The sequence below is a fragment of the Oceaniglobus trochenteri genome (genome assembly GCF_020529025.1).
In the GTDB taxonomy this organism is placed as follows: Bacteria; Pseudomonadota; Alphaproteobacteria; order Rhodobacterales; family Rhodobacteraceae; genus Oceaniglobus; species Oceaniglobus trochenteri.
Genome location: NZ_JACNMM010000007.1, coordinates 78,753 through 102,356 on the forward strand (window position 1 = coordinate 78,753; position 23,604 = coordinate 102,356).

The 23,604-nt window shown below is 64.6% G+C and carries 23 protein-coding genes; 14 read left to right on the forward strand and 9 right to left on the reverse strand.

What is annotated here, in order from left to right:
* Position 1: 1 nt before the first annotated feature.
* The 3 genes from H7828_RS13060 to H7828_RS13070 are packed head-to-tail and all read right to left on the reverse strand — an operon-like array spanning position 2 to position 3,038.
* Complete coding sequence (locus H7828_RS13060; protein WP_226781489.1) at positions 2–1,024, reverse strand: histone deacetylase family protein; 1,023 nt, start codon at positions 1,022–1,024, stop codon at positions 2–4.
* Positions 1,021–2,046 (reverse strand): aromatic ring-hydroxylating dioxygenase subunit alpha, encoded by a 1,026-nt coding sequence (locus H7828_RS13065; protein ID WP_226781490.1) that lies wholly within the window; start codon positions 2,044–2,046, stop codon positions 1,021–1,023. The genes H7828_RS13060 and H7828_RS13065 overlap by 4 nt, the downstream gene beginning before the upstream one ends.
* 11 nt (positions 2,047–2,057) lie before the next feature.
* A complete protein-coding gene (locus H7828_RS13070) occupies positions 2,058–3,038 on the reverse strand; it encodes a LysR substrate-binding domain-containing protein (RefSeq protein ID WP_226781491.1) in 981 nt (326 codons plus the stop codon).
* A 72-nt stretch (positions 3,039–3,110) separates the two neighbouring features.
* Here H7828_RS13070 and H7828_RS13075 point away from each other — a divergent pair, with 72 nt between their 5' ends.
* Positions 3,111–4,241 carry a hypothetical protein gene (locus H7828_RS13075; protein WP_226781492.1) on the forward strand — a complete coding sequence of 377 codons (1,131 nt, stop codon included), beginning with the start codon at positions 3,111–3,113 and terminating at the stop codon, positions 4,239–4,241.
* Here H7828_RS13075 and H7828_RS13080 read toward each other — a convergent pair.
* From H7828_RS13080 to H7828_RS13095, 4 genes are read right to left on the reverse strand one after another with little or no spacing between them, the layout of a single operon-like run.
* Positions 4,198–5,070 (reverse strand): amino acid ABC transporter permease, encoded by an 873-nt coding sequence (locus H7828_RS13080; RefSeq protein WP_226781493.1) that lies wholly within the window; start codon positions 5,068–5,070, stop codon positions 4,198–4,200. The two genes, H7828_RS13075 and H7828_RS13080, sit on opposite strands and share 44 nt — an antisense overlap.
* A gap of 12 nt (positions 5,071–5,082) precedes the next feature.
* Positions 5,083–5,910, reverse strand: coding sequence for a transporter substrate-binding domain-containing protein (locus H7828_RS13085; RefSeq protein ID WP_226781494.1), 828 nt, complete (start codon positions 5,908–5,910; stop codon positions 5,083–5,085).
* Positions 5,911–5,932: 22 nt separating this feature from the next.
* Complete coding sequence (locus H7828_RS13090; protein ID WP_226781495.1) at positions 5,933–6,742, reverse strand: amino acid ABC transporter permease; 810 nt, start codon at positions 6,740–6,742, stop codon at positions 5,933–5,935.
* A gap of 2 nt (positions 6,743–6,744) precedes the next feature.
* Entirely contained in the window at positions 6,745–7,488 is a 744-nt protein-coding gene (locus H7828_RS13095) for an amino acid ABC transporter ATP-binding protein (protein ID WP_245398703.1), read from the reverse strand.
* A 124-nt stretch (positions 7,489–7,612) separates the two neighbouring features.
* On the opposite strand from H7828_RS13095, the gene H7828_RS13100 reads away from it, so the two are divergent.
* Positions 7,613–8,194, forward strand: a complete 582-nt coding sequence (locus H7828_RS13100) for a carboxymuconolactone decarboxylase family protein (RefSeq protein WP_226781496.1) — start codon at positions 7,613–7,615, stop codon at positions 8,192–8,194.
* Positions 8,195–8,197: 3 nt separating this feature from the next.
* Entirely contained in the window at positions 8,198–9,652 is a 1,455-nt protein-coding gene (locus H7828_RS13105; RefSeq protein ID WP_226781497.1) for an aldehyde dehydrogenase family protein, read from the forward strand.
* A gap of 155 nt (positions 9,653–9,807) precedes the next feature.
* Here H7828_RS13105 and H7828_RS13110 read toward each other — a convergent pair whose 3' ends face one another.
* Entirely contained in the window at positions 9,808–10,710 is a 903-nt protein-coding gene (locus H7828_RS13110) for a dihydrodipicolinate synthase family protein (RefSeq protein WP_226781498.1), read from the reverse strand.
* A 162-nt stretch (positions 10,711–10,872) separates the two neighbouring features.
* Here H7828_RS13110 and H7828_RS13115 point away from each other — a divergent pair, with 162 nt between their 5' ends.
* The 8 genes from H7828_RS13115 to nagA all read left to right on the forward strand — a co-directional run bounded on the left by H7828_RS13115 (position 10,873) and on the right by nagA (position 17,946).
* Positions 10,873–11,607 carry an FCD domain-containing protein gene (locus tag H7828_RS13115; protein ID WP_226781499.1) on the forward strand — a complete coding sequence of 245 codons (735 nt, stop codon included), beginning with the start codon at positions 10,873–10,875 and terminating at the stop codon, positions 11,605–11,607.
* Positions 11,608–11,653: 46 nt separating this feature from the next.
* Positions 11,654–12,616 (forward strand): sialic acid TRAP transporter substrate-binding protein SiaP, encoded by a 963-nt coding sequence (locus H7828_RS13120; protein ID WP_226781500.1) that lies wholly within the window; start codon positions 11,654–11,656, stop codon positions 12,614–12,616.
* A 65-nt stretch (positions 12,617–12,681) separates the two neighbouring features.
* On the forward strand, positions 12,682–13,161 hold the full coding sequence (locus H7828_RS13125; RefSeq protein ID WP_226781501.1) for a TRAP transporter small permease: 480 nt from the start codon (positions 12,682–12,684) through the stop codon (positions 13,159–13,161).
* Positions 13,158–14,432, forward strand: a complete 1,275-nt coding sequence (locus tag H7828_RS13130) for a TRAP transporter large permease (RefSeq protein WP_226781502.1) — start codon at positions 13,158–13,160, stop codon at positions 14,430–14,432. The genes H7828_RS13125 and H7828_RS13130 overlap by 4 nt, the downstream gene beginning before the upstream one ends.
* 5 nt (positions 14,433–14,437) lie before the next feature.
* On the forward strand, positions 14,438–15,109 hold the full coding sequence (locus H7828_RS13135; protein ID WP_226781503.1) for an N-acetylmannosamine-6-phosphate 2-epimerase: 672 nt from the start codon (positions 14,438–14,440) through the stop codon (positions 15,107–15,109).
* Entirely contained in the window at positions 15,109–16,008 is a 900-nt protein-coding gene (locus tag H7828_RS13140; RefSeq protein ID WP_226781504.1) for an ROK family protein, read from the forward strand. The genes H7828_RS13135 and H7828_RS13140 overlap by 1 nt, the downstream gene beginning before the upstream one ends.
* Positions 16,005–16,787: a glucosamine-6-phosphate deaminase gene (gene nagB / locus H7828_RS13145; RefSeq protein WP_226781505.1), complete on the forward strand. Its 783-nt coding sequence runs from the start codon at positions 16,005–16,007 to the stop codon at positions 16,785–16,787. The genes H7828_RS13140 and nagB overlap by 4 nt, the downstream gene beginning before the upstream one ends.
* On the forward strand, positions 16,774–17,946 hold the full coding sequence (nagA, locus tag H7828_RS13150; RefSeq protein ID WP_226781506.1) for an N-acetylglucosamine-6-phosphate deacetylase: 1,173 nt from the start codon (positions 16,774–16,776) through the stop codon (positions 17,944–17,946). The genes nagB and nagA overlap by 14 nt, the downstream gene beginning before the upstream one ends.
* A 140-nt stretch (positions 17,947–18,086) precedes the next feature.
* Here nagA and H7828_RS13155 read toward each other — a convergent pair whose 3' ends face one another.
* Positions 18,087–19,001, reverse strand: coding sequence for a helix-turn-helix domain-containing protein (locus H7828_RS13155; protein ID WP_226781507.1), 915 nt, complete (start codon positions 18,999–19,001; stop codon positions 18,087–18,089).
* 178 nt (positions 19,002–19,179) lie between these two features.
* Here H7828_RS13155 and H7828_RS13160 point away from each other — a divergent pair, with 178 nt between their 5' ends.
* The 3 genes from H7828_RS13160 (at position 19,180) to H7828_RS13170 (ending at position 23,600) form a co-directional block, all read left to right on the forward strand.
* On the forward strand, positions 19,180–21,267 hold the full coding sequence (locus H7828_RS13160) for an ABC transporter substrate-binding protein (RefSeq protein ID WP_226781508.1): 2,088 nt from the start codon (positions 19,180–19,182) through the stop codon (positions 21,265–21,267).
* Between the two features lie 101 nt (positions 21,268–21,368).
* A complete protein-coding gene (locus H7828_RS13165; RefSeq protein ID WP_226781509.1) occupies positions 21,369–22,394 on the forward strand; it encodes an ABC transporter permease in 1,026 nt (341 codons plus the stop codon).
* Complete coding sequence (locus H7828_RS13170) at positions 22,395–23,600, forward strand: ABC transporter permease (protein WP_226781510.1); 1,206 nt, start codon at positions 22,395–22,397, stop codon at positions 23,598–23,600. It begins immediately after the preceding gene.
* The last annotated feature ends 4 nt before the right edge of the window (positions 23,601–23,604 follow it).

The following is a 23,604-nucleotide window of genomic DNA, read 5'->3' on the forward strand; positions in this document are numbered from 1 at the left end:
ATCAGTGGGAATTCCACCCGATCATGAAGGCGGAAAGATTGGCCGACAAGTGCCGAGAAAGATAACCGCCTTCCTGCACGATCGCCGTCGGCAGGTTTGCGCCCGCGATCAGCCGCGCGGCGGTGCCGAAGGCGGGCGTGGTCACCGCAAGGCCGCGCAGGGGGTCGGCCTCGTGCGCATCGAGGCCCAGCGACAGGACCAAGGCGCCGGGATTGAAGGCAGCGATCCGCGCCAGCGCCGTTTCGATGGCGGCACACCAGGCATCGTCGGTTTCATCCCGGGGCAGGGGGATGTTCAGGTTTGCGCCCTTGCCGTCGCCCTCGCCGGTTTCGTCGGCGTAGCCGGTGAAGAAAGGGTAATAGGCCGAGGTTTCGGCATGGACCGAAACGGTCAGCACATCGCCCCGGGTCCAGAATATTCCCTGGGTGCCGTTGCCGTGATGCACGTCGATGTCGAGAACCGCCACCCTGTCGTGATGGCGGCGCAGGTGCTGCGCGGCGATGGCGGCATTGTTCAGCAGGCAATGCCCGCCCGCAACCTCGGCCAGGGCATGGTGGCCGGGAGGGCGGCACAGGGCATAGGCGGCGCGCGCGCCATCCACCACGGCCTGCGCGGCGGCCAGCGCGGTATCGGCCGAGCGGCGCGCGGCGGCCCAGCTGTGCGGCCCCATGGGGCAGGCGGCATCGGCCATGTGCCAGCCCGCGCGCCCGACGATGCCCTTGGGATAGGCGCGCACCGGCCCGGCAGGGTGCACGTTGGCCACCACCTCGGCGCCCTGATCGGGCAGGGCCTGCCATTCGGCATGGGCGTGGCGCAGGAAATCGAGATAGCGGTCACTGTGAATGGCCGACAGGGCCGCCTCGGGGAAATGGGCAGGGGCTTCGGTGGTCATCCCGGCCTGGGCCAGCCCTTCGATCAGAAGGGCGGCCCGCTGGGGCAGCTCCTTGTTGGCGGCGACCTGTCCGCGCACCAGATAGAAGCGCGGGTCGTGGGCATCGGTTTCGGGGGCGAAAAAGCATCTCATGGGGCAACCTCGGCGATGATGGCGCGGCTCAGCATCTGGCGAAACAGTTTGGCGCCCGCGTCCAGCCCCAGGTCGATCGCCGGTGTGCGGGGGGTCTTCATGCCCCGGTGCACCGCTTCCAGAACCGTCCTGTCCTCCTCGAAGGCCATGCGCGCCCCGGCGTTCATCTTGTCGGAAATCTCGCGGTCCTGCGGGTCGGTGTTGCGGTGCTGAAACCAGAAATAGCGGGTTCTGTCGCCGTCTATCGGGGTCATGAAGTTGTAGGAAATGTTCACATAGGTTTCCGGCGTAGGTGGCGCATCCGGCCCGCCGGTGCCCGCGGGGGTATAGACGGATTTGTTCAGGGCGATGCCGGGCAGGAACATTTCGTAATGCTGCAACCGGTCGCAGGGGCCGTCGAACCGGACCAGCCCGGCGTAATAGGGCGATGGCGGCTTGCCGTAGATCCAGCGTGACACGATCACGCCACGGTCGGTGCGGGCAACCTCGAGCGGTTCGTCATCGGTGCCCGCCCCGGCGAAGGAGGTGACGTGCACCCAGGCGACATGGCTGGGATCAAGCAGGTTGTCGCAGACCCAGAGATAGTTGCAGTCGATGTCCAGCACCCCGCCATCGGAGGAGCCCCAGGCGGGGTTGTCGTAATTCTCGATGGGAAAGATAAGCGCCGGATCGGCCAGCGCCGGGTCGCCCATCCAGATCCAGGTGAGGCGATAGCGGTCGACCACCGGGTAGGCATGCACGACGGCGCGGCGCGGAATCGCATCCGGCTGGGTGGGGGCGGCGACGCAGGCACCAGTGCAATCGAAGGTCAGCCCGTGATAGCCGCATTCCACCGTGTCGCCCCTGAGGTTGCCCTGCGACAGGGGCAGCTTGCGGTGCGGGCAGGCATCCTCCAACGCGACAGGCGTGCCGTCGGCGCGCCGGTAGAAAACGATCTTCTCGCCCAGCAGGGTTTCGGCCTTCAGACTACGGTCGAAATCCTTGCTCCAGCCGGCCACGTACCAGCAGTTTCTCAGAAACATCCCGTCCTCCGTCATGCGCCGCGCCCCTTCGTTGCTTGGGGCGGTTCGCCGTCAGCATAAGCCGCGCTAATGGCCGCTGGCAATCGGGGTTGCGTGGCCACCTCGTGGCGCAGCCAGTCCATGAACATCCTGATCTTCGGCACCTCGGGGGCGTGGGGCGGGCAGACCAGCCAATAGGACAGCGGCGAGGCGGCGATCTGATCGAAGGGGCGGACCAGCCGCCCGTCGCAGAGCGCGTCGATCACCAGCGGTTCGCGCCCCAGCGCCACGCCCAGCCCCTCGATCGCGGCCTGGATCACCATGTTCGATTGGCCGAAGCGGCGCGGCGGAAGGCGGTTGTGCAGACTTACCCCGCATTCCTGCGCCCAGTAATCCCAACTGGGCTGCGAGATGCCGAAATCGGCCAGAACGTCATGCAGCAGGCGGTTCTTGGCCAGAAAGGTTTCGATATCCGCCCCCGATCCACGGGTCAAAAGGCTGGGGCAGCAGACCGGGAAAAGCCGTTCCTCGATCAACCGTTCGACATGCAGCCCCGGATGATGGCCAAAGCCGTAACGGATGGCCAGGTCGGCCTCGCCCGCAGCCATGGGTGCGGCGCCCCTGTCGGTGCTGATGGAAATGGTGATGTCGGGATGGGCCAGGTCGAACCGCACAAGGCGGGGGAACAGCCAGGTGAAGGCGAAACCGGGCAGGCAGCTTATGACGATGGTATCGTCGGCGCGCCGACGGTCGCGCAGATCGGCGCAGACTTCGGAGATGCGCCCCAGACCTTCGGAAATGGCGCGGGCCAATTGCTCGCCCTCGCGGGTGGGCAGGGTACGGCGGGCGCGACGGGTCAACAATTCCTGGCCCAACCACTCTTCCAGCGCCTTGACGTGCTGGCTCACCGCGCTTTGGCTGACCCCCAGCTCGCTGGCGGCGGCACTGAACCCGTTGCAGCGCACGACAGCCTCGAAGGCGCGCAGGGCGCCGAAGGGAAGGTTCAGGATCATATTAGCAAAACTAATGCCACCTATTACGTCTTTCAAATGGTAATCGCGGGCATCGGGGCGCAGCATCGCACCATGACCCCATCTGCAATCGAAACCTCGGCCGCACGCGGTGCGCGCAATCTGCTTGTGGCCTGTGCCGGCGCCAGGGCCGGGCAGCGCCTGCTGATCCTGCGCGAATCTCCGGATTTCGGGTATTACGAACCGGGGCTGGCCGAATGCGTGGGTGCCATGGCCCGGCGGTTGGGCCTTGAGGTCACGATGGTCGATGTGGGGTTTTCCCCCGAAAACCCTGGGCTTTCGCCGCGGCTTCGGGCGCTGATCGAAGGGGCCGACATCACGCTGTTCCTCTCGCGGCTGGGCGATCAGCTTCGCTTTGCCGAGGGTTTGCCCGAAGGGCGGATCGTTGTCTGTTTCGTCATTGGTGAAGGCTGCCTTGGGTCGGCCTTCGGCACCGCCGATTACCGGGCCTTCGTGGCATTGAAGAGCCTGGTCAATCGCCACCTGGCCGAAGCGCAGCAGGTGCGCGTGACCTGCCGCGCCGGAACCGATTTTTCCGGCAGGCCCGAGATGGGCGATTTCGCCGATACCAGCGTGAAGCGGTTTCCGGTGTCGGTCTTCGCCCCGGTGCCCGGAGAGGCGTTTTCGGGCACCGTCGCCCTGCCGGGGTTTCTGGCAGGCACGGGATCGCGGTATTACGATGGCTACATGCAGCGGTTTGACGGGCCGGTTCTGGCGCGGTTTCGCGCGGGGCGGCTTACCGGCTTTGACGGCAGCGCGCGCGACGTGGCCCGTGCGCAGGCGCAATACGACAGGGTGGCGCGGCGATACGGCATCGACCGCGACAGGGTGCATTCCTGGCATGCGGGCATCCATCCCGGCTGTGGCTTTCCATGGGACGCGACCCGGCAGATGGAACGCTGGAGCGGCGCGGCCTTCGGCAATCCGCGTATCCTGCACCTGCACACCTGCGGCGACCAGGCCCCCGGCGAGATCAGCCTGAACGTGATCGACCCAACGGTTATCATCGACGGCGTGAAGGTCTGGGAAGATGGGGTGTTCCACCCCGAACGTCTGTCGGGCGGTGGCACGATCCTAAGGGCCTGGCCCATGGTGGCCGAACTCTTCGCCAATCCCGACCGGCGGATCGGGATGGCCCCGCCTAGCGCTGCCGTTCCAGCCGGCGAAACAGCATCGACAGGGTGAAGCATATGACAAAATAGAAGGCCGCCGTGGTCAGCCATGCCTCGAAGATCAGCCGGGTGGAGGCGACAAGTTCAACGGTCTTGTAGGTGAGTTCCTGCACCGAGATCAGCGAGATGATCGAACTGTCCTTGATCAGGGTGATGAACTGGTTCGCCATGGGCGGGACGACCTTCTTCATCGCCTGTGGCAGCACGATATAGCGCATTTCCTGCAGCCGGCTCATCCCGATGCTGCGCGCGGCTTCGCGCTGGCCCTGCGGAATGCTCTGGATGCCGGCGCGGACGATTTCCCCCACGAAGGCGGATTCGAACAGGGCCAGAACGATCACCCCGGCGATCAGCGAGGGAAAGCGGCGCATTTCGCCAAAGAAGAACTCCCAGATATGGACGTTGTCGCTGCGCGCGATGCCCCGCGCCCAACGGTCGAGGTTCAGCCAGTCGATCAGTTGCTGTGACAGAAAGAAGAAGAAGATGAAGACGATGACCACCGGCGGGATGTTGCGCAGCAGTTCAAGATAGGTACGGGCCAGCATCCGCACCGTCAGGTTTTCGGCGGTGCGCGCTATTCCCAGGATGGTGCCCAGGATCAGCGCCAGGACCGAGGCGTAGATGCTGATGCGGATCGTGTTGAACAGACCCTGCAACAGCAGATTGGCGAACCACACATCCTGATCCTCGCGGTAGCGCAGGATATAGTTGGGGATAAGCTCCCACCGCCATTCATAGTTCAGCTTGCCCTCGACCGTAAGGGCGACGTAACCGAAGAACGCGACCAGGATCGCGGCGATCACGTAATCCGCGATCTTCAGTTTCTTGAGGAACGAGGGCAAGCTGCGGTGTCCTTACTGGCTGACCTGGTCGGCCCATTCGTTGCCCTTGAACCAGTAATCGTTGCGCTGCTTCAGCCAGCCGCTGGCGGTGCGCACGCGGATCCAGTTGTCGAAGAAGTTCAGCGCGTCGATGTCGCCCTTGCGCAGGGCAAAGCCTTCGCCGGTGGCCAGGAAGGTCTGATCGAAGGGCACGTTCACCACGTCGGGATACTGGCGGGCGTCGGTGCTGGGGGTCGGTTCGGCGCCCATGGTGGCGTGGGCATTGCCGTTCAGAACCTCTTGCGTCGCGGCGCCGTCTTCGTCGAACTGCAGCAGTTTGGCCTTGGGAAACAGCTGTTGGATGACGGTCGAGGGCGTGCCGCCGCGCCGTGCGGCGAAGGTCACGTCGGGGCTGTTGTAATCCTCAAGCGTGAAGCCTTCGGTCATGGCGGTATTGGCGAGGATGGTCAGCCCCGAATAGGCATAGGGCGTGGTGAAGTTCACGGTCAGGTTGCGCTGCGGCGTGATCGACATGCCCGAGATGATGACATCGAAGTTGCCCGCGACCAGCGCCGGTATGATCCCGTCCCAGGCGGTGGGCACGAATTCGACGTCAACGCCCATGTCCTCGGCCAGGGCCTTGGCGACGTCGATCTCGAACCCGATCAGTTCGCCGTTCAGGTCGCGCATGGCCCAGGGCACGAAAACCGAAAGGCCGATGCGGATCACGCCTTCTTCCTTGATCTGCTCGATCACGGATTCGCTGCTGAGGTTCTGGGTGGCGGTCTGGGCATTGGCGGCCAGGCCGGTGGCGGCGATGGCCGCAAAGGCAAGGCCAAGTGCGCGGCGGGTCAGTGACATGGTGGAAACTCCCTTGGGTTGGTCATTGGTTGGTGGCAAAGCGTTTTTCCAGACGCGAAACACCGATCGACAGGATCAGCGTCACCACGAGATATACGGCGGCGACGGTAAACCAGATTTCAAAGCTCATGAAGGTTTCGGAAATGATGTTGCGCCCCACGGTGGTCAGTTCGGCCACGGCGATCACGCTGACGATGGCGCTGGATTTGATGAGGTGCACCATTTCCCCGGTGAGCGGGGGCAGCATGAAGCGCACCGATTGCGGCAGGATGATCCAGCGATAGGCCTGGGCGCGCGACATGCCGATGCTGGCCGCCGCCTCCCACTGGCCCTGGGGTACGGCGTTGATGGCGGCGCGGAAGATTTCGGACACCAGCGCGCCGTGAAAGACGGCCAGAGTCAGGATCGAGGCGGCCCAGCGATCCAGCCCGAAAATCGGGCCAAGGACGTAATAGAACAGGTACAGCAGGACAAGCAGGGGGATGTTGCGGATCAGCTCCAGGAACCCGACCGCCACCGCCGAACCGACAACCAGACCCGACAGGCGCAACAGCGCCACCACCAGTCCGATGACCACGGCCAGCACAAAGGCCGAAACCGACAGCACCACCGAGGTTTTCAGCCCCACCATGATTTCGCCGAACTGGAACCCGTCCTCGGTGAAGGTGAACAGGTACTTGGGCACCTGGTACCATTGCCAGTTGTAGCCCATGTTCTGGGCGCCAACATACGACCCCCAGACGATCACCCCCATGATCGCAAGGTACAGCGCGACGGCGACGGGCCGGGTGTTCATCAGCCTGGCAAAGGACATCGGGCGGGGTGGGGCCACGCCTAATGCTCCAGGATCTGGTCAAGGAACAGGCGGGCGCGGGCACTTTCGGGGTTGGTGAAGAAGGTTTCAGGCGGGGAGGTTTCGACGATCCGCCCCTGTTCCATGAAGACCATCGTGTCGGCCACCTTGCGGGCAAAGCCCATTTCGTGGGTCACCACCACCATCGTCATGCCCGACTGGGCCAGTTCCACCATCACGTCCAGAACCTCGCCGATCATCTCGGGGTCGAGGGCGCTGGTGGGTTCGTCGAACAGCATCACGCGGGGTTCCATGCACAGCGAACGGGCGATGGCCACGCGCTGTTGCTGCCCGCCCGAAAGCTGCCCGGGCTTCTTGTCGGCCTGTTCGGGGATGTGCACACGGTCAAGATACTTGCGCGCCGTTTCCTCGGCGGCCCTGCGCGACAGCTTGCGCACCTTCATCGGCCCGATGGTCAGGTTTTCCAGCACGGTCAGGTGCGGGAACAGGTTGAACTGCTGAAACACCATGCCGACGTTCTGGCGCAATTCGCGGATCTTGGGAGAGCCCTCGTGAAGCTCCACCCCCTCGACGGTCAGGCGCCCGGCGTCGTGGTTTTCCAGCCCGTTGAAACAGCGGATCAGCGTCGACTTTCCCGATCCGGACGGCCCGCAGACCACCACCCGTTCGCCCTGGCGCACCGTCAGGCTGACATCGTCCAGCGCCTTGAAGGTGCCGAAGAACTTGTCGATGTGGTCGGCCTGGATGATGATTTCGCCGGGCATTTCCGTCTTTCGCTGCTGCGTCGAGGCACCATGATAGAGTGTTTTCTCCGGGGGCAAAGCCGTGATGTGGATTTTCCTGCGGTGGCGTGGTCGAATACACGAAACCGTGTTGAAAGGATGCACAATGGCCGCATGGATCAGGATGATTCCCGATGACAAGGCCGACCCGGGCCTGCGCGACGCGCTGAACCTGGCCCGCACGCCGCACGGCACCGTCGACAACGTGATGCGGGTGCATTCCCTGCGTCCCAACACCATGATTGGCCATGTGAAACTTTACCGCGCCTGCCTGCACGACGACGCCAACACCCTGCCCACCTGGTTGCAGGAGGTGATGAGCGCCTATGTCTCGGTCCTGAACGAATGCCCCTATTCCTATGCCAACCACTGGGCCAACGCGGCGCATCTGATCGGCGATCCGGCCCGCGCCGGGGTGGTCGAGGCGGCATTGCAGGCGCGCCGCCCACAGGATGCCTTCGCGGGGCGTGAACTGGCGCTGTTGCGCTATACCGAAAAGCTGACGCTGCACCCGGCGCAGATGGTGCAGGGCGATGTGCAGGCGCTGCGCGATACGGGGCTGGACGATGGCGAAATCCTCGAGGCGAACCAGATCGTCGGCTATTTCAACTACGTCAACCGCTTGCTGAACGGGCTGGGCGTCACCACCGATGGCGATGTCGTCGGTTATTACGCGGCGGAGACCTGAGCCATGATCCTTGATCCCTTCGGCATCGACACGACCCATTGCCTGATCGGCGGGGAATGGGCACCCTGCAAGTCGGGCGAAACCCTGGCGTTGCACGACCCTTCCGATGGCAGCCCCCTTTGCGCCATTGCACGCGGTGACGCGCCCGACATCGACTGCGCCGTCGCGGCGGCCGACATGGCGATGGAGGGCGAATGGGGCCGGATGGCCGCGGCGCAAAGGGGCCGCATCCTGCACCGGATCGGCCTGCTGGTGGGCGAGAACATCGAACCACTTGCCCGGCTCGAGGCGCAGGACGTGGGCAAGCCGCTGAAACAGGCGCGCGCCGATGTGATCGCCCTGGCACGCTACATGGAGTTTTATGCCGGGGCGGCCGACAAGATCCATGGTGCGACCATCCCCTATCTTGACGGCTACACCGTCTATACCCTGCGCGAACCCCATGGCGTGACGGGCCATATCATCCCGTGGAATTATCCCATGCAGATCATCGGGCGGTCGGTGGGGGCGGCGCTGGCCATGGGCAACGCCTGTGTTCTGAAACCTGCGGAAGAGGCCTGTCTGACCGCGCTGGCCTTTGGCGAACTGGCCCGTCAGGCCGGGCTGCCCGCCGGGGCGCTGAACATCGTGCCGGGGCAGGGGGGCGAGGCGGGCGCGGCGCTGGCCGCCCATCCCGGTGTGCGCCACCTGTCCTTTACCGGATCGGTTGCGGTGGGGCGGCGGATACAGGCGGCGGCCGCCGAGAACCTTGTTCCCGTCACCCTGGAACTGGGCGGGAAATCTCCGCAACTGGTGTTCGCGGATGCCGATATCGACGCCGCGCTGCCGTTTCTTGTGAATGCAGGTATTCAGAACGCGGGTCAGACCTGTTCGGCCTCATCCCGCATTCTGGTGCATGAAAGCCGGTTTGACGAGGTGGTGCGCGCCATGGCCGAACGCTACCGCGCGCTGCGGGCCGGTCCGGCGCTGGCGGACTTCGACCTTGGGCCGCTGGTGTCGGCGCGGCAGAAATCCATCGTCGAGGGCTATCTCGACAAGGGGCGCGATCTGACCGTGGCCGCCCGGGGAACGATCGACGGCGACGCCCCGGCAGGCGGGGCCTATGTGGCGCCGGTCCTGTTCACCGGTGCGGCGCCCGATCATGTGCTGGCACAGGACGAGATTTTCGGCCCGGTGCAGGTGGTCATCCCCTTCGCCGACGAGGCCGAGGCGCTGGCCATCGCCAATGGCACGCCCTTCGGGCTGGTCGCTTCGGTCTGGACGGCGGATGGCGCGCGGCAGATGCGGCTGGCCCGCGCCTTGCGCGCCGGTCAGGTGTTCCTGAACAACTATGGCGCGGGGGGCGGGGTGGAACTGCCCTTTGGTGGCACCGGACTGTCGGGCCATGGCCGCGAAAAGGGGTTCGAGGCGCTTTACGGCTTTTCGACGCTGAAGACGGTGGCGGCGCTGCACGGCTAGCGCGGGGGCAGCGGGCGAACACGCTATCGTCAACGCCGGTGTCTTGGTGTTCCACCGCATCGGGAAGACATTGCCTCCCGCTGGGATTTCACCATGGCCGGTCAAGTGCCCGGACGTTCAGAGGCTGGACCGGCCATGGTGGCGATGGGGTGGGATCAGGCCAGCCAGGGCTTGATCTCGGGGCGGTCGAGCACGGCGCGCATGTGGGCCTCGGCCTTGTCTTCAGGCATGCGCATGGACATCGGCGCGCGGGTCGGTCCACAGTCGATACCCATGACGCGGAAGGCGGCCTTCATGCCGGGCAGAACGCCGGTGTCCAGCAAGGCCTCGACGAAGATCTGCGAGGCATCCTGCAATTCCTGCGCGCGGGGCAGGTCACCGGCCCGCAGCGCGGCGTCAAGCGCGACGTATAGCTTGCCAAGGATGTTGTAGGTCGTGCCGATTCCGCCATCCGCACCCAGCACGCCGCCGGTCAGGTAGATTTCATCGAAGCCGAAGAAATAGCTGCTGTCGGGGCGACGGCGGCGCAACATCGAGAACTTGAACAGGTCAGTCGAGGTGAACTTGATGCCGGTGACGTTGGGCAGGTCAAGAATGCGCACAAGCGATTCCAGGGGGATCGGGCGGCCGGTGCGCACCGGCACCTCGTAGACGATCAGCGGCAGGTCGGTGGCCGAGGCGAGGTCGCGGTAATAACCTTCGATCTCGGCATCGCCGAAAGGATAGGAATGGGGCGGCAGGGCCGACAGCCCGTGATAGCCAAGATCGGCGGCCCGTTCCGCCAGACGCACCGAATCGCGCAGGTTGGGCATGCCGACATGGGCGATCAGGGTCGCATCGCTGCCCTTGGCACAATCGGCAACGATGCCCTGCTGCGCGAAAAGCTCGTCATAGTTCAAAAGCCCGGATTCGCCGCTGCTGCCGCCCACGTAAAGCCCGGCCAGACCTTGCTTGAGAACATGTTCGGTCAGGGCGCGCTGGCGCGATTCGTCGAATTCGCCCGAATCGGTCAGGCCGGTCATCAGGGCGGCATACATGCCAGTCAGTCGTTCACTCATCGGTGGTCTCTACCTCGTGCATTGCCGTGCTATAGCAGGGCAAGATTAGTTCTTCTGGACTTACTAACAGGAGCGTCGTCCGATGAATTGAAGCATACATTCGCGTTTCAGTTTGACAATAAGAATATGTGGTAATACCAAATGAACAGGAAGGGAGAACCGATGCCCGATAGCGCCGAAACAGAAACCGCCCAGCGGCGGACGCCGGACATGATTGCCGACACGCTGATCGCCGAGATCAGGCGCGGCGATTTCCTGACCGACGCCCCCCTCCCGACCGAGCGTGACCTGTGCGAACGCTTCTCGGCGTCGCGGCCCACGGTGCGCGAGGCGCTGGCGCAGATGCAGATGCGTGGCTATGTCACCGCCGGTGCGGGAAAGCGGCCGCGCGCCGCGCTGCCCTCGATCGGCAGTGTTCTGCGCGGCACGGGCGATCTGATCCGCGAAATTTTCGGCGATTCCGAAAGCGGCGCCCAGTTGGAACAGATGCGCCAATTCATCGAAACCGGCGCCACCCGCGAGGCCGCAAAGCGCGCCGATGCCATCCAGCTGACCAAGCTTCAGGCCGCGCTGGAATGCAATTTCAAGGCCATCGGCACGGCCCAGTTCGCCCCGACCGACATTGCCTTTCATCGGGCGTTGGTGTCGGTCGTCGGCAACCAGGTGATCCTGACGCTGCACGACATGTTCGTCAGCACCATGATCGCCCATCGCCCACCCACCGATGACCCCGAACGCCATGACCGGATCGCCTATGGCGAACATCGCGAGATCTTCCAGGCGATCCTGGATGGCGATGTCGTCGCGGCGACCGATGTCATGGACCGGCACCTGGCGCGATCCTATCGCGCGCGCCTTCGGGCGCCGAGCCTGACAAGGGACGGCCCGACCGAGTGACATCGGCGGGCCTGTCCGAACCCATCGACAACCAAGGAGGAACCCCATGAAACATTCCACGACACTTCTCGCCTGCGCGGCGATCCTGGCCCTGGCCGCCCCGGCCCTGGCCGAGCGCGAACTGACCTTCGGCCTTCAGGACAACGAAGCCAGCAACGTCTACAAGGGTGCGCAGGAATTCGCATCCAAGCTGGAAGAGCTTTCGGGCGGCGAGCTGACCGTGAACCTGTTCCCCTCGTCGCAGCTGGGCGATTTCAAATCCATGGTTGCCCAGCTTCAGGCGGGCGAGCTGGACATGGTCATCACCGGCTATCCCGATATGAGCTATACCATCCCCGAATTGAACCTGATTGGCGCCCCCTATGTCGCCGATGATTTCGACCACCTGAAAGAGATCATCGCCGGTGACTGGGGCCAGAAGATGGCCGACAAGTTCCGCGAACAGGGGGTAGAGCTGCTGGACGTCTGGTATTACGGCACCCGCCAGACCACCTCGAACCGGGCCATCGAATCCATCGAGGACATGAAGGGCCTGCGCCTGCGCACCCCCAACGTGCCTTTTCTGATCGCCTACGCCGAAAACGTCGGCGCCACCCCGGCCCCCGTGGCCTTTGCCGAGGTCTATCTGGCGCTTCAGACCAACCAGGTCGACGCCGAGGAAAACCCCCTGCCCACCATCGAGGCCATGAAGTTCTACGAGGTGCAAAGCCACGTGGCCATGACCAACCACTTCATCGCATCCTCGGCCCTTCAGATGTCAAAAGACCTGTGGGACAGCCTGAGCGACGAGGAAAAGGGATGGGTGCAGGAAGCCGCACAAGCCGGTGGCGTGCTGAACAACAGCCTGACCGAAAAGGCCGAGGAAGACCTGATCGCCACCTTCGAAGAGCGTGGCCTGACGATCACCCGTCCCGACCTGGCCCCCTTCCGCGCGGCGATGCAGCCCTACTACGACACGCTGGAAGATCAGTTCGGTGAAGGCGCCATCGCCCGCGTGCGCGGCGAATGATCCGGTGCCCGGCGGGTGGTGAAACATCCGCCGGGCATTTCCGAAGCCACGAGGGGGAGCCATCCGTGAAAGAACCGCGCAAGTACAGCATCGAAGGCATCGTCGCGTCGGTGTTCTTCATTGCTCTGATCGGTGTCGTGCTGATCCAGGTCTTTGGCCGCACACCGCTGTTTCGTGGCCCGGTCTGGACCGAGGAAACGGCCCGCTGGCTCTGGGTCTGGATGGCCTTCATCGGCATCGCCGAGGTCGAGCGTCAGGATAGCCAGCTCAAGATGGCATTCTTGGCCGAACTGCTGCCCGAAACGGGGCGCCGCATCCTCTATACCCTGATCGACCTGGTTTACCTGGGCATCGTCGGCCATCTGATCTGGATCGCCTACAAGACCGTCCTGCGCACCTGGAACAACGTCACCGTCACCCTGCCCACCACCGACGCGGTTCTCTATGCCTCGGGGCTGGTCGCCGCCATTCTCATCCTGCACCGGATCCTCCGCCGCATTCTTGGCCGCCGTGATGTTTCCGTCAAACGGGAGCCTTCGCTATGATCCTTGCCACTGTCGGCATTCTCTGGCTGATCTTCGTGCTGATCGGCGTGCCCATCGGGGTCGCCATGATCTTCGTGTCCATGGGATACTTCTATTACACCGGCATGGGCCTCAGCTTCGCCATGCAGCGTATGACGGACGGATTGAACAGCTTTCCGTTGCTGGCGGTGCCGCTGTTCATCCTGGCCGCCGGGGTGCTGAACTCGGCCGGGATCACCAATCACCTCTTCGGTTTCGCGCGCAGCCTCGTGGGCCATATCACCGGCGGCTTGGGCCATGTGAACGTTCTCGCCTCGTTGTTCTTTTCCGGCATGTCCGGCTCGGCCCTGGCCGATGCCGGGGGGCTGGGAAAGATGGAGATCGAGGCGATGCGCGAGGCGGGGTACGACGACGACTTCGCCGGTGCGGTCACCGCCGCCTCGTCGATGATCGGCCCGCTGGTGCCGCCCTCGATCACCATGGTACTTTATGGCGTCATCGCCAACGTGTCGATCGGCAAGCTGTTTCTCGGGGGGATCATTCCGGGGTTCCTCTGTGCCGTGGCGCTGATGGTCATGGTCTGGTTCATTGCCCGCAAGCGCGACTATCCCCGTGATCCGCGCAGCAGCGCCGGGGAAATCGGAACGCTTTTCGTCAAATCCCTGCCCGCGCTGATGACACCCGTCGTCATTGTCGGCGGCATCTTCTCCGGCCTGTTTTCGCCCACCGAGGCGGCGGCGATCACCGTGCTCTACGCCATCCTGATCGACCTTGTGTTCTATCGCGAGCTGACCTTCCGCAAGCTGTGGGATTCGATCTATGAGACCACCGTCACCTCGGCGTCGATCGCCACCATCGTCGCGGGTGTCGGGCTGCTCAGCTTCATCATGGCGCGCGAACAGGCCCCCCAGCAGATCGCGACCTTCTTCCTCTCCATCGCCGACAGCCCGCTGACCTTCCTGATCGCGGTCAACGTGATGATCTTCGTCCTGGGCTGCTTCATCGAGGCGCTGGTGATCCTGCTGGTGGTGGTGCCGATCCTGGTGCCGGTCGCCGCCGGCTTTGGCATCGACCCGGTGCATTTCGGAATCATCACCGTGCTGAACCTGATGATCTCGATCCTGACGCCACCCATGGGCATGGCCCTTTTCGTGGTGGCCCAGGTCGGGGGAATCCCGTATCAGCGGCTGGCAAAGGCGATCCTGCCCTGGCTGATCCCGCCTTTCGTGGTGCTGATCCTGGTCTGTGCCTTCCCGATCCTCTCAACCGGCCTGCCTGGCCTGATGGACTGATGCACGTGACGATACTCGATTCCCTGCGCGGCGGCCTTGTCGCCTCGTGCCAACCGGTCGATGACGGCCCGATGGACCGCCCCGACATCGTTGCCGCCATGGCCGCTGCGGCGGTGGCGGGCGGGGCGGACGGGCTGCGCATCGAAGGGGTTGAAAACCTGGCCGCCACGCGCCCGGTTGTCGGGGTGCCGATCATCGCCATCCTGAAACGCGATCTGGACGACAGCCCGGTGCGCATCACGCCTTATCTCGCGGATGTCGAGGCATTGGCGCAGGCGGGGGCCGACATCATCGCCTATGACGCCACCGACCGAGCGCGCCCGGAAACCACGGCGGCGATCCTGGCCGCCATCCACGGAGCGGGCAAGCTGGCCATGGCCGATTGTTCCACCCTTGCCGACGGACAGCGCGCGCTGAAGGAAGGCGCCGCGATCCTGGGCACCACACTTTCGGGCTATACCGAGGAAACCGCCCACCGCCCCGATGGCGTGGACACCGACCTGATCGCCGCCTTCCGCGATCTGGGCGCCTTCGTCATGGCCGAGGGGCGGATCAACACCCCCGAACTGGCCGCACAGGCCATGGCGGCGGGGGCCGATGCAGTGACGGTGGGCACTGCCCTCACGCGGCTTGAACATGTCACCGGCTGGTTCAAGGCTGCCGTCGAGGCGCGATGATGGAGCGCACCGAACTTGCCGGGTTTGCTGCCGATCTTGGCGGCACGAAACTTGCCGCCGCCCGGATCGAAGGGGGCGTGGTGGTCGAACGGCTTTTGTCGCCGACCGATGCCGCCGCCGACCCCGAAGCGCAGGTTGCCGCCATCCGCGCCCTGCTTAACCGGTTGGGCCACAGCCGGGGCGCACCGCTGGGCGTGGCCGTTGCGGGGCGGGTCGATGGTGCGGGCGCCTGGCACGCGGTCAACCGCGGCACCCTTCCGGCGATCCTGGGCTTCGCGCTTGAGGCGGAGATGACCCGCGCCACCGGGGCTGCCACCTGCGTGAACGACGCCGCCGGCGCCGCCCTGGCCGAGGGGCTGTTCGGCGCCGGCAGCCGCAGCGAAAGTTTCGCCTATCTCACCGTTTCCACAGGGGTTGGTGGTGGGCTGGTCCTTGGCAACCGCCTCCTGTCCAGCGCGAATGGCATGGCCGGGCACGTCGGTTTCGTCTCCAGCCGCCAGGCCAGCGGCCCCTGCGGCAGCGGGCGCATGGCCACCGTCGAAAGCATCGCGGGCGGACGCGGCATCGCGGCGGCCGCGGCCGCAGCGGGCCATCCCGACAGCGACGCGCGCGCGGTCTTTGCCGCCGCCGCCGAGGGGCAGGATTGGGCCGGGCGCATCGTCGCCACCTCCGCCGCCGCGGTTGCTGCCCTGATCGGCGATCTTGCCGCTGTTCTGGGCCTCGATACCGTGGCATTGGGGGGCAGCATCGGCCTGGCCCCGGGATACATCGACCGTACCCGCGCCGCCCTGGCTGATGAGCCCGAGCTGTTCCGCCCGATTCTGGTTCCGGCGGCCCTGGGCCATGACGCACCGTTGATCGGCGCCCTGGCGGCGCATCTGAGAAAGGAAAATCCATGAAGGTTCTGATCCTTCCCGACGAAAAGGCCGCCACGCAGCGCGCGGCCGATATCGTTGCCCGCACCGTCACCGCGAATCCTGCCGCCGTTCTGGGGCTGGCCACCGGTGGCACCATGCTACCGCTTTATGCCGCACTGGTTCAGCGCCACCGGGACGACGGCCTTTCCTTCGCGCAGACCACCAGCTTCAACCTCGACGAATATATCGGCCTGGCGCCGGATCACCCCTGTTCCTATCACACCTACATGAACGACGCCCTGTTCTCGCATGTCGATATCGACCGCGCGCGCACCCACCTGCCCAGGGGCGACGCCGCCGATCCGCAGGTGGCGTCGGATGAGTATGAAGACCTCATCGAAGCGGCGGGCGGGATTGATCTGCAACTTCTGGGGATCGGGCAGAACGGCCATATCGGGTTCAACGAACCGACGGCCAGCCTGGGGTCGCGCACGCGGATCAAGACGCTGACCACCAGCACCCGCCGTGCCAACCAGCAGTATTTCGCATCCTACGAGGAAACGCCCCGCTACGCGATCACCATGGGGGTTGCCACCATCCTTGCCTCGCGCAAATGTGTGCTGGTCGCCACCGGTGCGGCCAAGGCCGAAGCGGTCGCGCGGATGGTGGAAGGGCCACTCAGCGCGGCCTGTCCCGCCTCGGCGCTGCAACTGCACGCCAAGGCCACGGTCATTCTTGACCAGGCCGCTGCCGAGGGGCTGAAACTGACCGACTATTACGAAAACGTCCATCCGCAGGGGCAAGACAGTGTCTTCGATTGATCCGCAAAGCCCCACCCGCATCGTCGCGAACCGCCTTTACGACGGGATCGCGGATGAGCCTGTCCGCGACCGGTTGATCGAAATCGCCGATGGTCGGATCACCGCCATCCGCCCCGCAACGGCGCAGGATGCGCGCGAGGGGGCAACGCGCGAATTCGACATGGTGGCACCCGGCTTCATCGATCTTCAGATCAACGGGGCCGGTGACACCCAGTTCAACTTCAACCCCGATGCCCAAGCGCTTGGCCGCATCGCGCAGGGCGCGCGGCAGGGGGGCACCGCCTATCTGCTGCCCACCTTCATCACCGCACCGGGGCGGGACTACGCCCGCGCGATTTCGGCCGTGGAAACGGCCATCGCGCAGGGCGTGCCGGGCATCCTTGGCGTGCACCTGGAAGGGCCCTTCCTGTCGCAGAGGCGGCCGGGCATCCACGATCCCTCGGCCATCCGCACCATCGACGCCGAAGATCTTGACGCCCTGACCACGGCCCAGGCCGGTGCGGTTTTGCTGACCGTCGCGCCCGAAGACCTGCCCGAGGGCGCGCTGGCGCGGCTGACCTCGGCCGGTGTGCGCGTCTTTGCCGGCCATACCGAGGCGACCGCCGATCAGATCGATCAGGCCGAATCCGAGGGCCTTGTCGGTGTCACCCACCTGTTCAACGCCATGTCGCAGATGACAGGGCGCGAACCGGGTGTTGTCGGCGCGACGCTGGCCTCGCGCGGGCTTTTTGCGGGGATCATCGCCGACGGGCACCATGTCGATTGGCGCAACATCGCAATCGCGACGCGCGCCATGCCCGACCGGCTGTGCCTTGTCACCGATGCGATGCTGACCCTCGCGGGCCAGGAAACCGGGTTCGAGCTGCATGGTGTGGCTATCCAGCTTCGCGATGGACGGTTGACCAACAGCGAGGGCCGCCTGGCGGGCGCCCACGTCAGCATGATCGAAAGCCTGCGCAACATGCTGGACAACGGCATCTGCGATCTGGCGCAGGCGGTGAAGATGGCAACGGCAAACCCGGCCCGCGCCCTTGGGCTTGAGGGCGAGGTGGGCGTATTGCGCCCCGGATGCCGCGCCGCGCTGACCTGCCTGTCACCGGAACTGGACGTGGCGGGCGTCATGGTCGACGGCCAATTGTTCGCCCCCCTGCCGGGCTGAACGGGACGCCCTGCTTATCCGGGCGCCCGGTCGTGAAGGCCGCCGACGAAGCGTTCCATGCAGCTATGGCGCGGCAGGTGGTCCTCCATGGCGCGAAGGTCCGCCCGGATCAGGCATTCTGCATCCGCGCCGGGGCCGCATCACCGCAGGGCCATCCTGGTATAGCGGGCGCGCAGGGCGTGGGGCGACATGCCGTAGGCCGCCTTGAAATGGGTGTAGAACTGGCTGATGGATTGAAACCCGGAGTCCTCGGCCACCTTGGCGATGGCAAGGCCGCTTTGTATCAGAAGCGCCCGGGCGCGCAGCAGGCGCATGCGGATCACGAATTTCTTCATCGACAGGCGCATGGTGCGCGAGAACAGCGAAAGCGCATAGTTCGGATGCAACCCGGTGACGGCGGCCACCTGGGCGTTGTCGATCGGCTCGGCCAGGTTGTCGAGGATGAAGCGCACCATGGCGACAACATGCCGGATATGGGCCGAGGAGAGGCTGCGCCCCTCGTCGGCGCGGGCCAGGGGGGGGCGCAGATAGTGAAGATCGCCGGTCTGGGCGCGGCGCAGCATGGCGTTCAACTCCATGCGCATCACCTCGATCCTTTCGAAATCGCGGCTGCGGTAATCGCGGTACCATTGCGGGATGCGGTCAGGCGGGCAAAGCGTGCTGTCCAGGCAGACGACCGCGCCGCCCAGCAGCGCGACCTGAAGTTCGGCGATATGGGGCATGAACAGGAAGGTGTCGACGGGCAGGTAGATGTTGGCCAGCTTGGGTGAACGTTCGCCCAGGGGATGCACATCGGTCAGGCGGTGCGGGATGCCCGCCCAGAACAGCGCCAGCCGCCCTTCGGGCACCTCGATCGGGCAACCGTCGACGTCATAGCTCATGGTGGCGCCGGTCAGGAAGTTCGCTTCGAAGTGGCCGTGCCAGTGGGCGGTCTCCATGGCGTAGGGGGTGAAAATCCGCATGCCGAACCGGCCGACGGCCCGGGTGAGGCCGTAAAAGTGCCTTTCGTGGCTGGGGGTGCCTTCAAGGTGATCGTAGCTGGAAGAAGATGCCATGTGAATTCGCCGATCTTAAGAATCCGGAAGTAAATGCGGGTTTTCGCCATTGTTGTAAAGCGTGGCAAATTGCAGGATGCGGCAAGACGTCCGCTGTCGCGGGAAAACCTGCGGCAGCCTGGCGCAAGCGAGGCCCGGGAGAACCGGGCCCGGTATTGGTTTTTTTGGGAGGACCAGGATGAAAAGATTGTTGACCCGTGCCGCCACCGCGGCGCTTCTGACCGGGGTGGCGCCCGTGATGGCGCTTAGCCAGATCGTCGAGCCGACAGCGGTGCCCGAAGCGCCGGTGTTCGCCGCACAGGGCGAGCCGAATTTCGTGAAGCGCAGCGATGTCTTCGAATATCGCGCGCTGGACAGTTATTCCGAGCCCGATTTCGTCAAGGAATTCGTCGAAGCGGGCAAATTGCCCCCGGTGAAAGACCGTTTGCCGCGCGAGCCGCTGGTCTACAAGACCGCCAACATGCCCGACGGCAACGGTGTTTATGGTGACGTGATGCGCCATGTGATCGGCGGGCGCCCCGAGGGCTGGGCCTATATCGCGGGCAACGGACAGGGCTGGGGCGGCATCGACATCGGGCTTTACGAATGCCTGACGCGGACCGGCCCGCTGTTCATGATCGAATCCGAAGACCTGGCGCCGATGCCCAACCTGGCCCGCAACTGGGAATGGTCCGAGGACGGAATGCAGTTGCAGGTGAACCTGATCGAGGGCGCCAAATGGAGCGACGGCGACCCCTTCGATGCCGACGACCTGGTGTTCTACTGGGATCATCATGTGATGGATCCCGAAATCACGCCGCTGAACGGTGCCACCCAGGATACCTTCGGCAAGGGCACCACCATGGAGAAGACCGGCGAGTTCCAGGTGACCTTCACCTTCACCACGCCGCGCCCCGAGGCGGTTCTTTACGCCATGGCCTATGGCACCTTCTGCCCCGGTCCCAGCCATGTGATGGCACCGCTGCATCCGGCCAATTCCGACAACACCTACGAGGAATACCGCAACGCCTTCCCGCCGGGGTACATGAACTATCCGGTGATGGGTGCCTGGGTGCCGGTGGAACATCGCAGCGACGACATCGTGGTTCTGCGGCGCAACCCCTATTACTGGAAGGTGGACGAGGCGGGCAACCAGCTGCCCTATCTGAACGAGATGCACTATCGCCTGTCCACCTGGGCCGACCGCGATGTGCAGGCGGTGGCCGGCACCGGCGATTTCAGCAACCTTGAACAGGCCGAGAACTATGTCGAAAGCCTGCGCCGTGCGGCCGATCCGAACAGCCCGGCGCGCCTGGCCTTCGGTCCGCGCACCATCGGATATTCGATGTATTTCAACTTCTCGGGCAACGGCTGGGGCGAACCTGACGACCGCCGCCAGGCCATCCGCGAGCTGAACCGCAACCCCGAATTCCGCAAGGGCGTGACCCAGGTGATCGACCGGGTGCGCCTGGGCGAAAGCCTGGTGAAGGGGCCCTTTACCGCGCAGTATCCGGGCGGCATCTATGCCGGCACCTCGTTCTATGACGCGGATTCGACGGTCTTCTATCCCTACAGCCTGGAAAGCGCCAAGGCGCATTTCGCGGCGGCCGGGCTTGAGGATACCGATGGTGACGGCTTCCTGAACCATCCCGCCGACGTTCTGGGCGGGGCCAATGTGCAGGTCACGCTTCTGGCCAGCAATTCCTATCAGACCGATGCCAACCTTGCCGAAGGCGTGGTGGCCATGATGGAAGAGGCGGGCATCCGCGTCGCTCTCGACATGCTGAGCGGCCCGGATCTGGACGCCACCCGCGATGCCGGGCGCTATGACTGGATGGTGCGGCGCAACTCGTCGGAATACATCACCGTCGTGCAGCGCACCACCGACCTGGCACCGGTCGGCCCGCGCACAGCCTGGATGCACATGGCCAACGACGAGGGCGAACTTGACCTGATGGATTTCGAGGCCGAGATGGTGGAGACCGTCAATGCCTTCATCGCCACCAACGATGCCGCCGAACGGGCCGAGCTGATGAAGAAATATCAGAAGCTGCACACCGAGAACGTCTATTCGGTGGGTCTGACGGCCTATCCCGGGGCGCTGATCATCAACAAGCGGTTCAGCAACATTCCTCCGGGTGCGCCGATCTTCATGTACAACTGGGCGGAAGGGGCCGTGATGCGCGAACGTGTCTTCGTGGCCGAGGATGCACAGGCCGATCACGAACTGTTCCCCGAAACCCTGCCGGGCGAACCGGGTGGCGATGGCCCCGTCACGGTGAACTGACCCCGAAGACGCGACAGGGCGGCGGGCGGGGTCGATGATCCCGCCCGCTGTCTTCCCCATACCTTCCCCGCACCTTCCGTTGTGACCCGAAAGGTCCGCTGATGATCCGTTTCCTTTCCATCCGGCTGCTTCAGGCGATCCCCGTGCTGATCGTGATGAGCATGATCACCTTCGTGATCATCCAGGCGCCGCCGGGTGACTATGCCGACTATATCCGCAGCCAGATGATTACCCAGGGCAACGCGACCACCGCCGCGGCCGACATCGCCGCCGCCCAGTACCGTGAACAGCACGGCCTGAACGATCCGATGGTGATACAATACCTGCGCTGGGTCGGCGGCATCGTCCTGCATGGCGATTTCGGCCATTCCTTCTATTACAACAAGCCCGTGTCCGAGGTGGTGGGCGAGCGTCTTCCGCGCACCCTTCTTCTGGCGCTGGCCTGCCATTTCTTCGCCTCGCTGTTCGGCATCACCTTCGGCATCCTGGCCGCCACCCGCCAATACAGCTGGACCGACACGATCCTGAGCTTCGTCAGCTTTCTTGGCATGACGATCCCGCGGTTCCTTCTGGCGCTGATCATCCTCTACGTGCTGGCGTTCAAGCTGAACGTCCAGGAACTGGGCAGCTTCTATTCCTCGCGCTATGGCGGACAGCCCTATTGGCTGGGCTTTCTCGATTTCAACTGGGCCAAGCTGTGGAACCTGATCGAACATGTCTGGCCGGTGGTCTTCATCGCCACCCTGGGCGGGCTGGCCTATAACATGCGGGTGATGCGGGGCAATCTTCTGGACACCCTGAACCAGCAGTATGTCGAAACCGCCCGCGCCAAGGGTCTGCCCGAACACCGGGTCATCATGCGCCACGCCGTGCCCAATGCGCTGCACCCGCTGGTCGCCTATCAGGGCGTGATCCTGCCCTACATGCTGACCGGCGAAATCGAGGTGGCCATCGTGTTTTCCCTTGCCACCGTGGGTCCGGCCATCGTGGGGTCGATGGGGCTGGGCGACGTCTATGTCACCGCGACGCTGCTTCTGGTGCTGGGCGCGACCCTGATCATCGGCAACATCATCGCCGACCTTCTGCTGGCCGTCCTCGACCCGCGCATCCGGGTAGGGAGCGATTGAATGACACGTAATCCGAAAGACACCCCCGGCGACGACGAAATGGAAGTGCGCGGCGTGGGCGACATGGCCCCGGCCATTCCCACCGAAACCCTGTATGACGACGAAGGCGAGGATCAGCGCCTGTCCACCGTCAGCACCGAAAGCCAGAGCTATCTCAGCCTGGTCTGGCGGCGGCTGCGCAAGTCGGTGCCGGGGATGCTGGGCCTGATCCTTGTGGTCGCGCTTCTGGTGGTGGCCCTGCTGGCGCCCTTCTTTGCGCCGGTCGATCCCAAGCAGCCCAATGTCGGCTTTGCCCCGCCCGACCGGATTTCATGGCATGTCCCGGGCGAGGGCTGGCGGTTGACGCCCGTGGTCTTTCCCATCGTGGAAAGCGACGAACTTGACCCCGTCACCTATCAACCCCTGACCGGCCCCGACTATGAGAACCCCCGGCCCATCGTGCTTTTCGCAAAGGGTTGGAAATATTCGCTGTTCGGCATCCCGATGGAGCGTCATTTCATCGGCGTGGCCGATGGCAGCCCGCTGCATATCCTGGGCACCGACAGGCTGGGCCGCGACATCCTCAGCCGCGGGATCATCGGCAGCCGCATCTCGCTGGCCCTGGCGCTGGTCTGCATAACGCTGATCACCATCATCGGCACCCTGGCGGGCATCACCTCGGGGTATATCGGCGGGCGGTTCGACATGTGGTTCCAGCGCTTCGTCGAAATCATCCTCGCCTTCCCGCAACTGCCGCTTTACCTGGCGCTGGCCTCGCTCATCCCGGTGACGGCACCCTCTCCGGTGTTCATGGCCTTTGTCGTGGCGGTGATCGTCGGCCTTGGCTGGGCGCAGCTTAGCCGCGAGGTGCGCAGCAAGACGCTGGCGCTGCGCCGGGTCGATTATGTGCGCGCCGCCATGGCCGTGGGGGCAGGGGACGGACGCATCATCACCCGCCACATCCTGCCCAACGTCATGAGCCATGTCATCGTGGCGATCACCCTGGGCATTCCCACCATCGTCCTGCTGGAATCCTTCCTCGGGTTCCTTGGCTTCGCGGTGAAGCCGCCGCTGATCTCATGGGGGCTCATGCTGCAGGACGCCGGGACGTTCTCGGTGATCGGGTCCTATCCCTGGATCCTGTCGCCCGTCGCTTTCGTGTTGCTGACCGTCTTCGCCTTCAACGCTCTGGGCGACGGGCTGCGCGATGCAATCGATCCGTACTAGGAAG

Bases quoted from the DNA above. Each gene is read 5' to 3' on its own strand.
- H7828_RS13060 (WP_226781489.1), bottom strand. From the start codon at position 1,024: ATGAGATGCTTTTTCGCCCCCGAAACCGATGCCCACGACCCGCGCTTC.
- H7828_RS13065 (WP_226781490.1), bottom strand. From the start codon at position 2,046: ATGTTTCTGAGAAACTGCTGGTACGTGGCCGGCTGGAGCAAGGATTTC.
- H7828_RS13070 (WP_226781491.1), bottom strand. From the start codon at position 3,038: ATGATCCTGAACCTTCCCTTCGGCGCCCTGCGCGCCTTCGAGGCTGTC.
- H7828_RS13075 (WP_226781492.1), top strand. From the start codon at position 3,111: ATGACCCCATCTGCAATCGAAACCTCGGCCGCACGCGGTGCGCGCAAT.
- H7828_RS13085 (WP_226781494.1), bottom strand. From the start codon at position 5,910: ATGTCACTGACCCGCCGCGCACTTGGCCTTGCCTTTGCGGCCATCGCC.
- H7828_RS13095 (WP_245398703.1), bottom strand. From the start codon at position 7,488: ATGCCCGGCGAAATCATCATCCAGGCCGACCACATCGACAAGTTCTTC.
- H7828_RS13100 (WP_226781496.1), top strand. From the start codon at position 7,613: ATGGCCGCATGGATCAGGATGATTCCCGATGACAAGGCCGACCCGGGC.
- H7828_RS13105 (WP_226781497.1), top strand. From the start codon at position 8,198: ATGATCCTTGATCCCTTCGGCATCGACACGACCCATTGCCTGATCGGC.
- H7828_RS13110 (WP_226781498.1), bottom strand. From the start codon at position 10,710: ATGAGTGAACGACTGACTGGCATGTATGCCGCCCTGATGACCGGCCTG.
- H7828_RS13115 (WP_226781499.1), top strand. From the start codon at position 10,873: ATGCCCGATAGCGCCGAAACAGAAACCGCCCAGCGGCGGACGCCGGAC.
- H7828_RS13120 (WP_226781500.1), top strand. From the start codon at position 11,654: ATGAAACATTCCACGACACTTCTCGCCTGCGCGGCGATCCTGGCCCTG.
- H7828_RS13130 (WP_226781502.1), top strand. From the start codon at position 13,158: ATGATCCTTGCCACTGTCGGCATTCTCTGGCTGATCTTCGTGCTGATC.
- H7828_RS13140 (WP_226781504.1), top strand. From the start codon at position 15,109: ATGGAGCGCACCGAACTTGCCGGGTTTGCTGCCGATCTTGGCGGCACG.
- nagB (WP_226781505.1), top strand. From the start codon at position 16,005: ATGAAGGTTCTGATCCTTCCCGACGAAAAGGCCGCCACGCAGCGCGCG.
- H7828_RS13155 (WP_226781507.1), bottom strand. From the start codon at position 19,001: ATGGCATCTTCTTCCAGCTACGATCACCTTGAAGGCACCCCCAGCCAC.
- H7828_RS13160 (WP_226781508.1), top strand. From the start codon at position 19,180: ATGAAAAGATTGTTGACCCGTGCCGCCACCGCGGCGCTTCTGACCGGG.
- H7828_RS13165 (WP_226781509.1), top strand. From the start codon at position 21,369: ATGATCCGTTTCCTTTCCATCCGGCTGCTTCAGGCGATCCCCGTGCTG.
- H7828_RS13170 (WP_226781510.1), top strand. From the start codon at position 22,395: ATGACACGTAATCCGAAAGACACCCCCGGCGACGACGAAATGGAAGTG.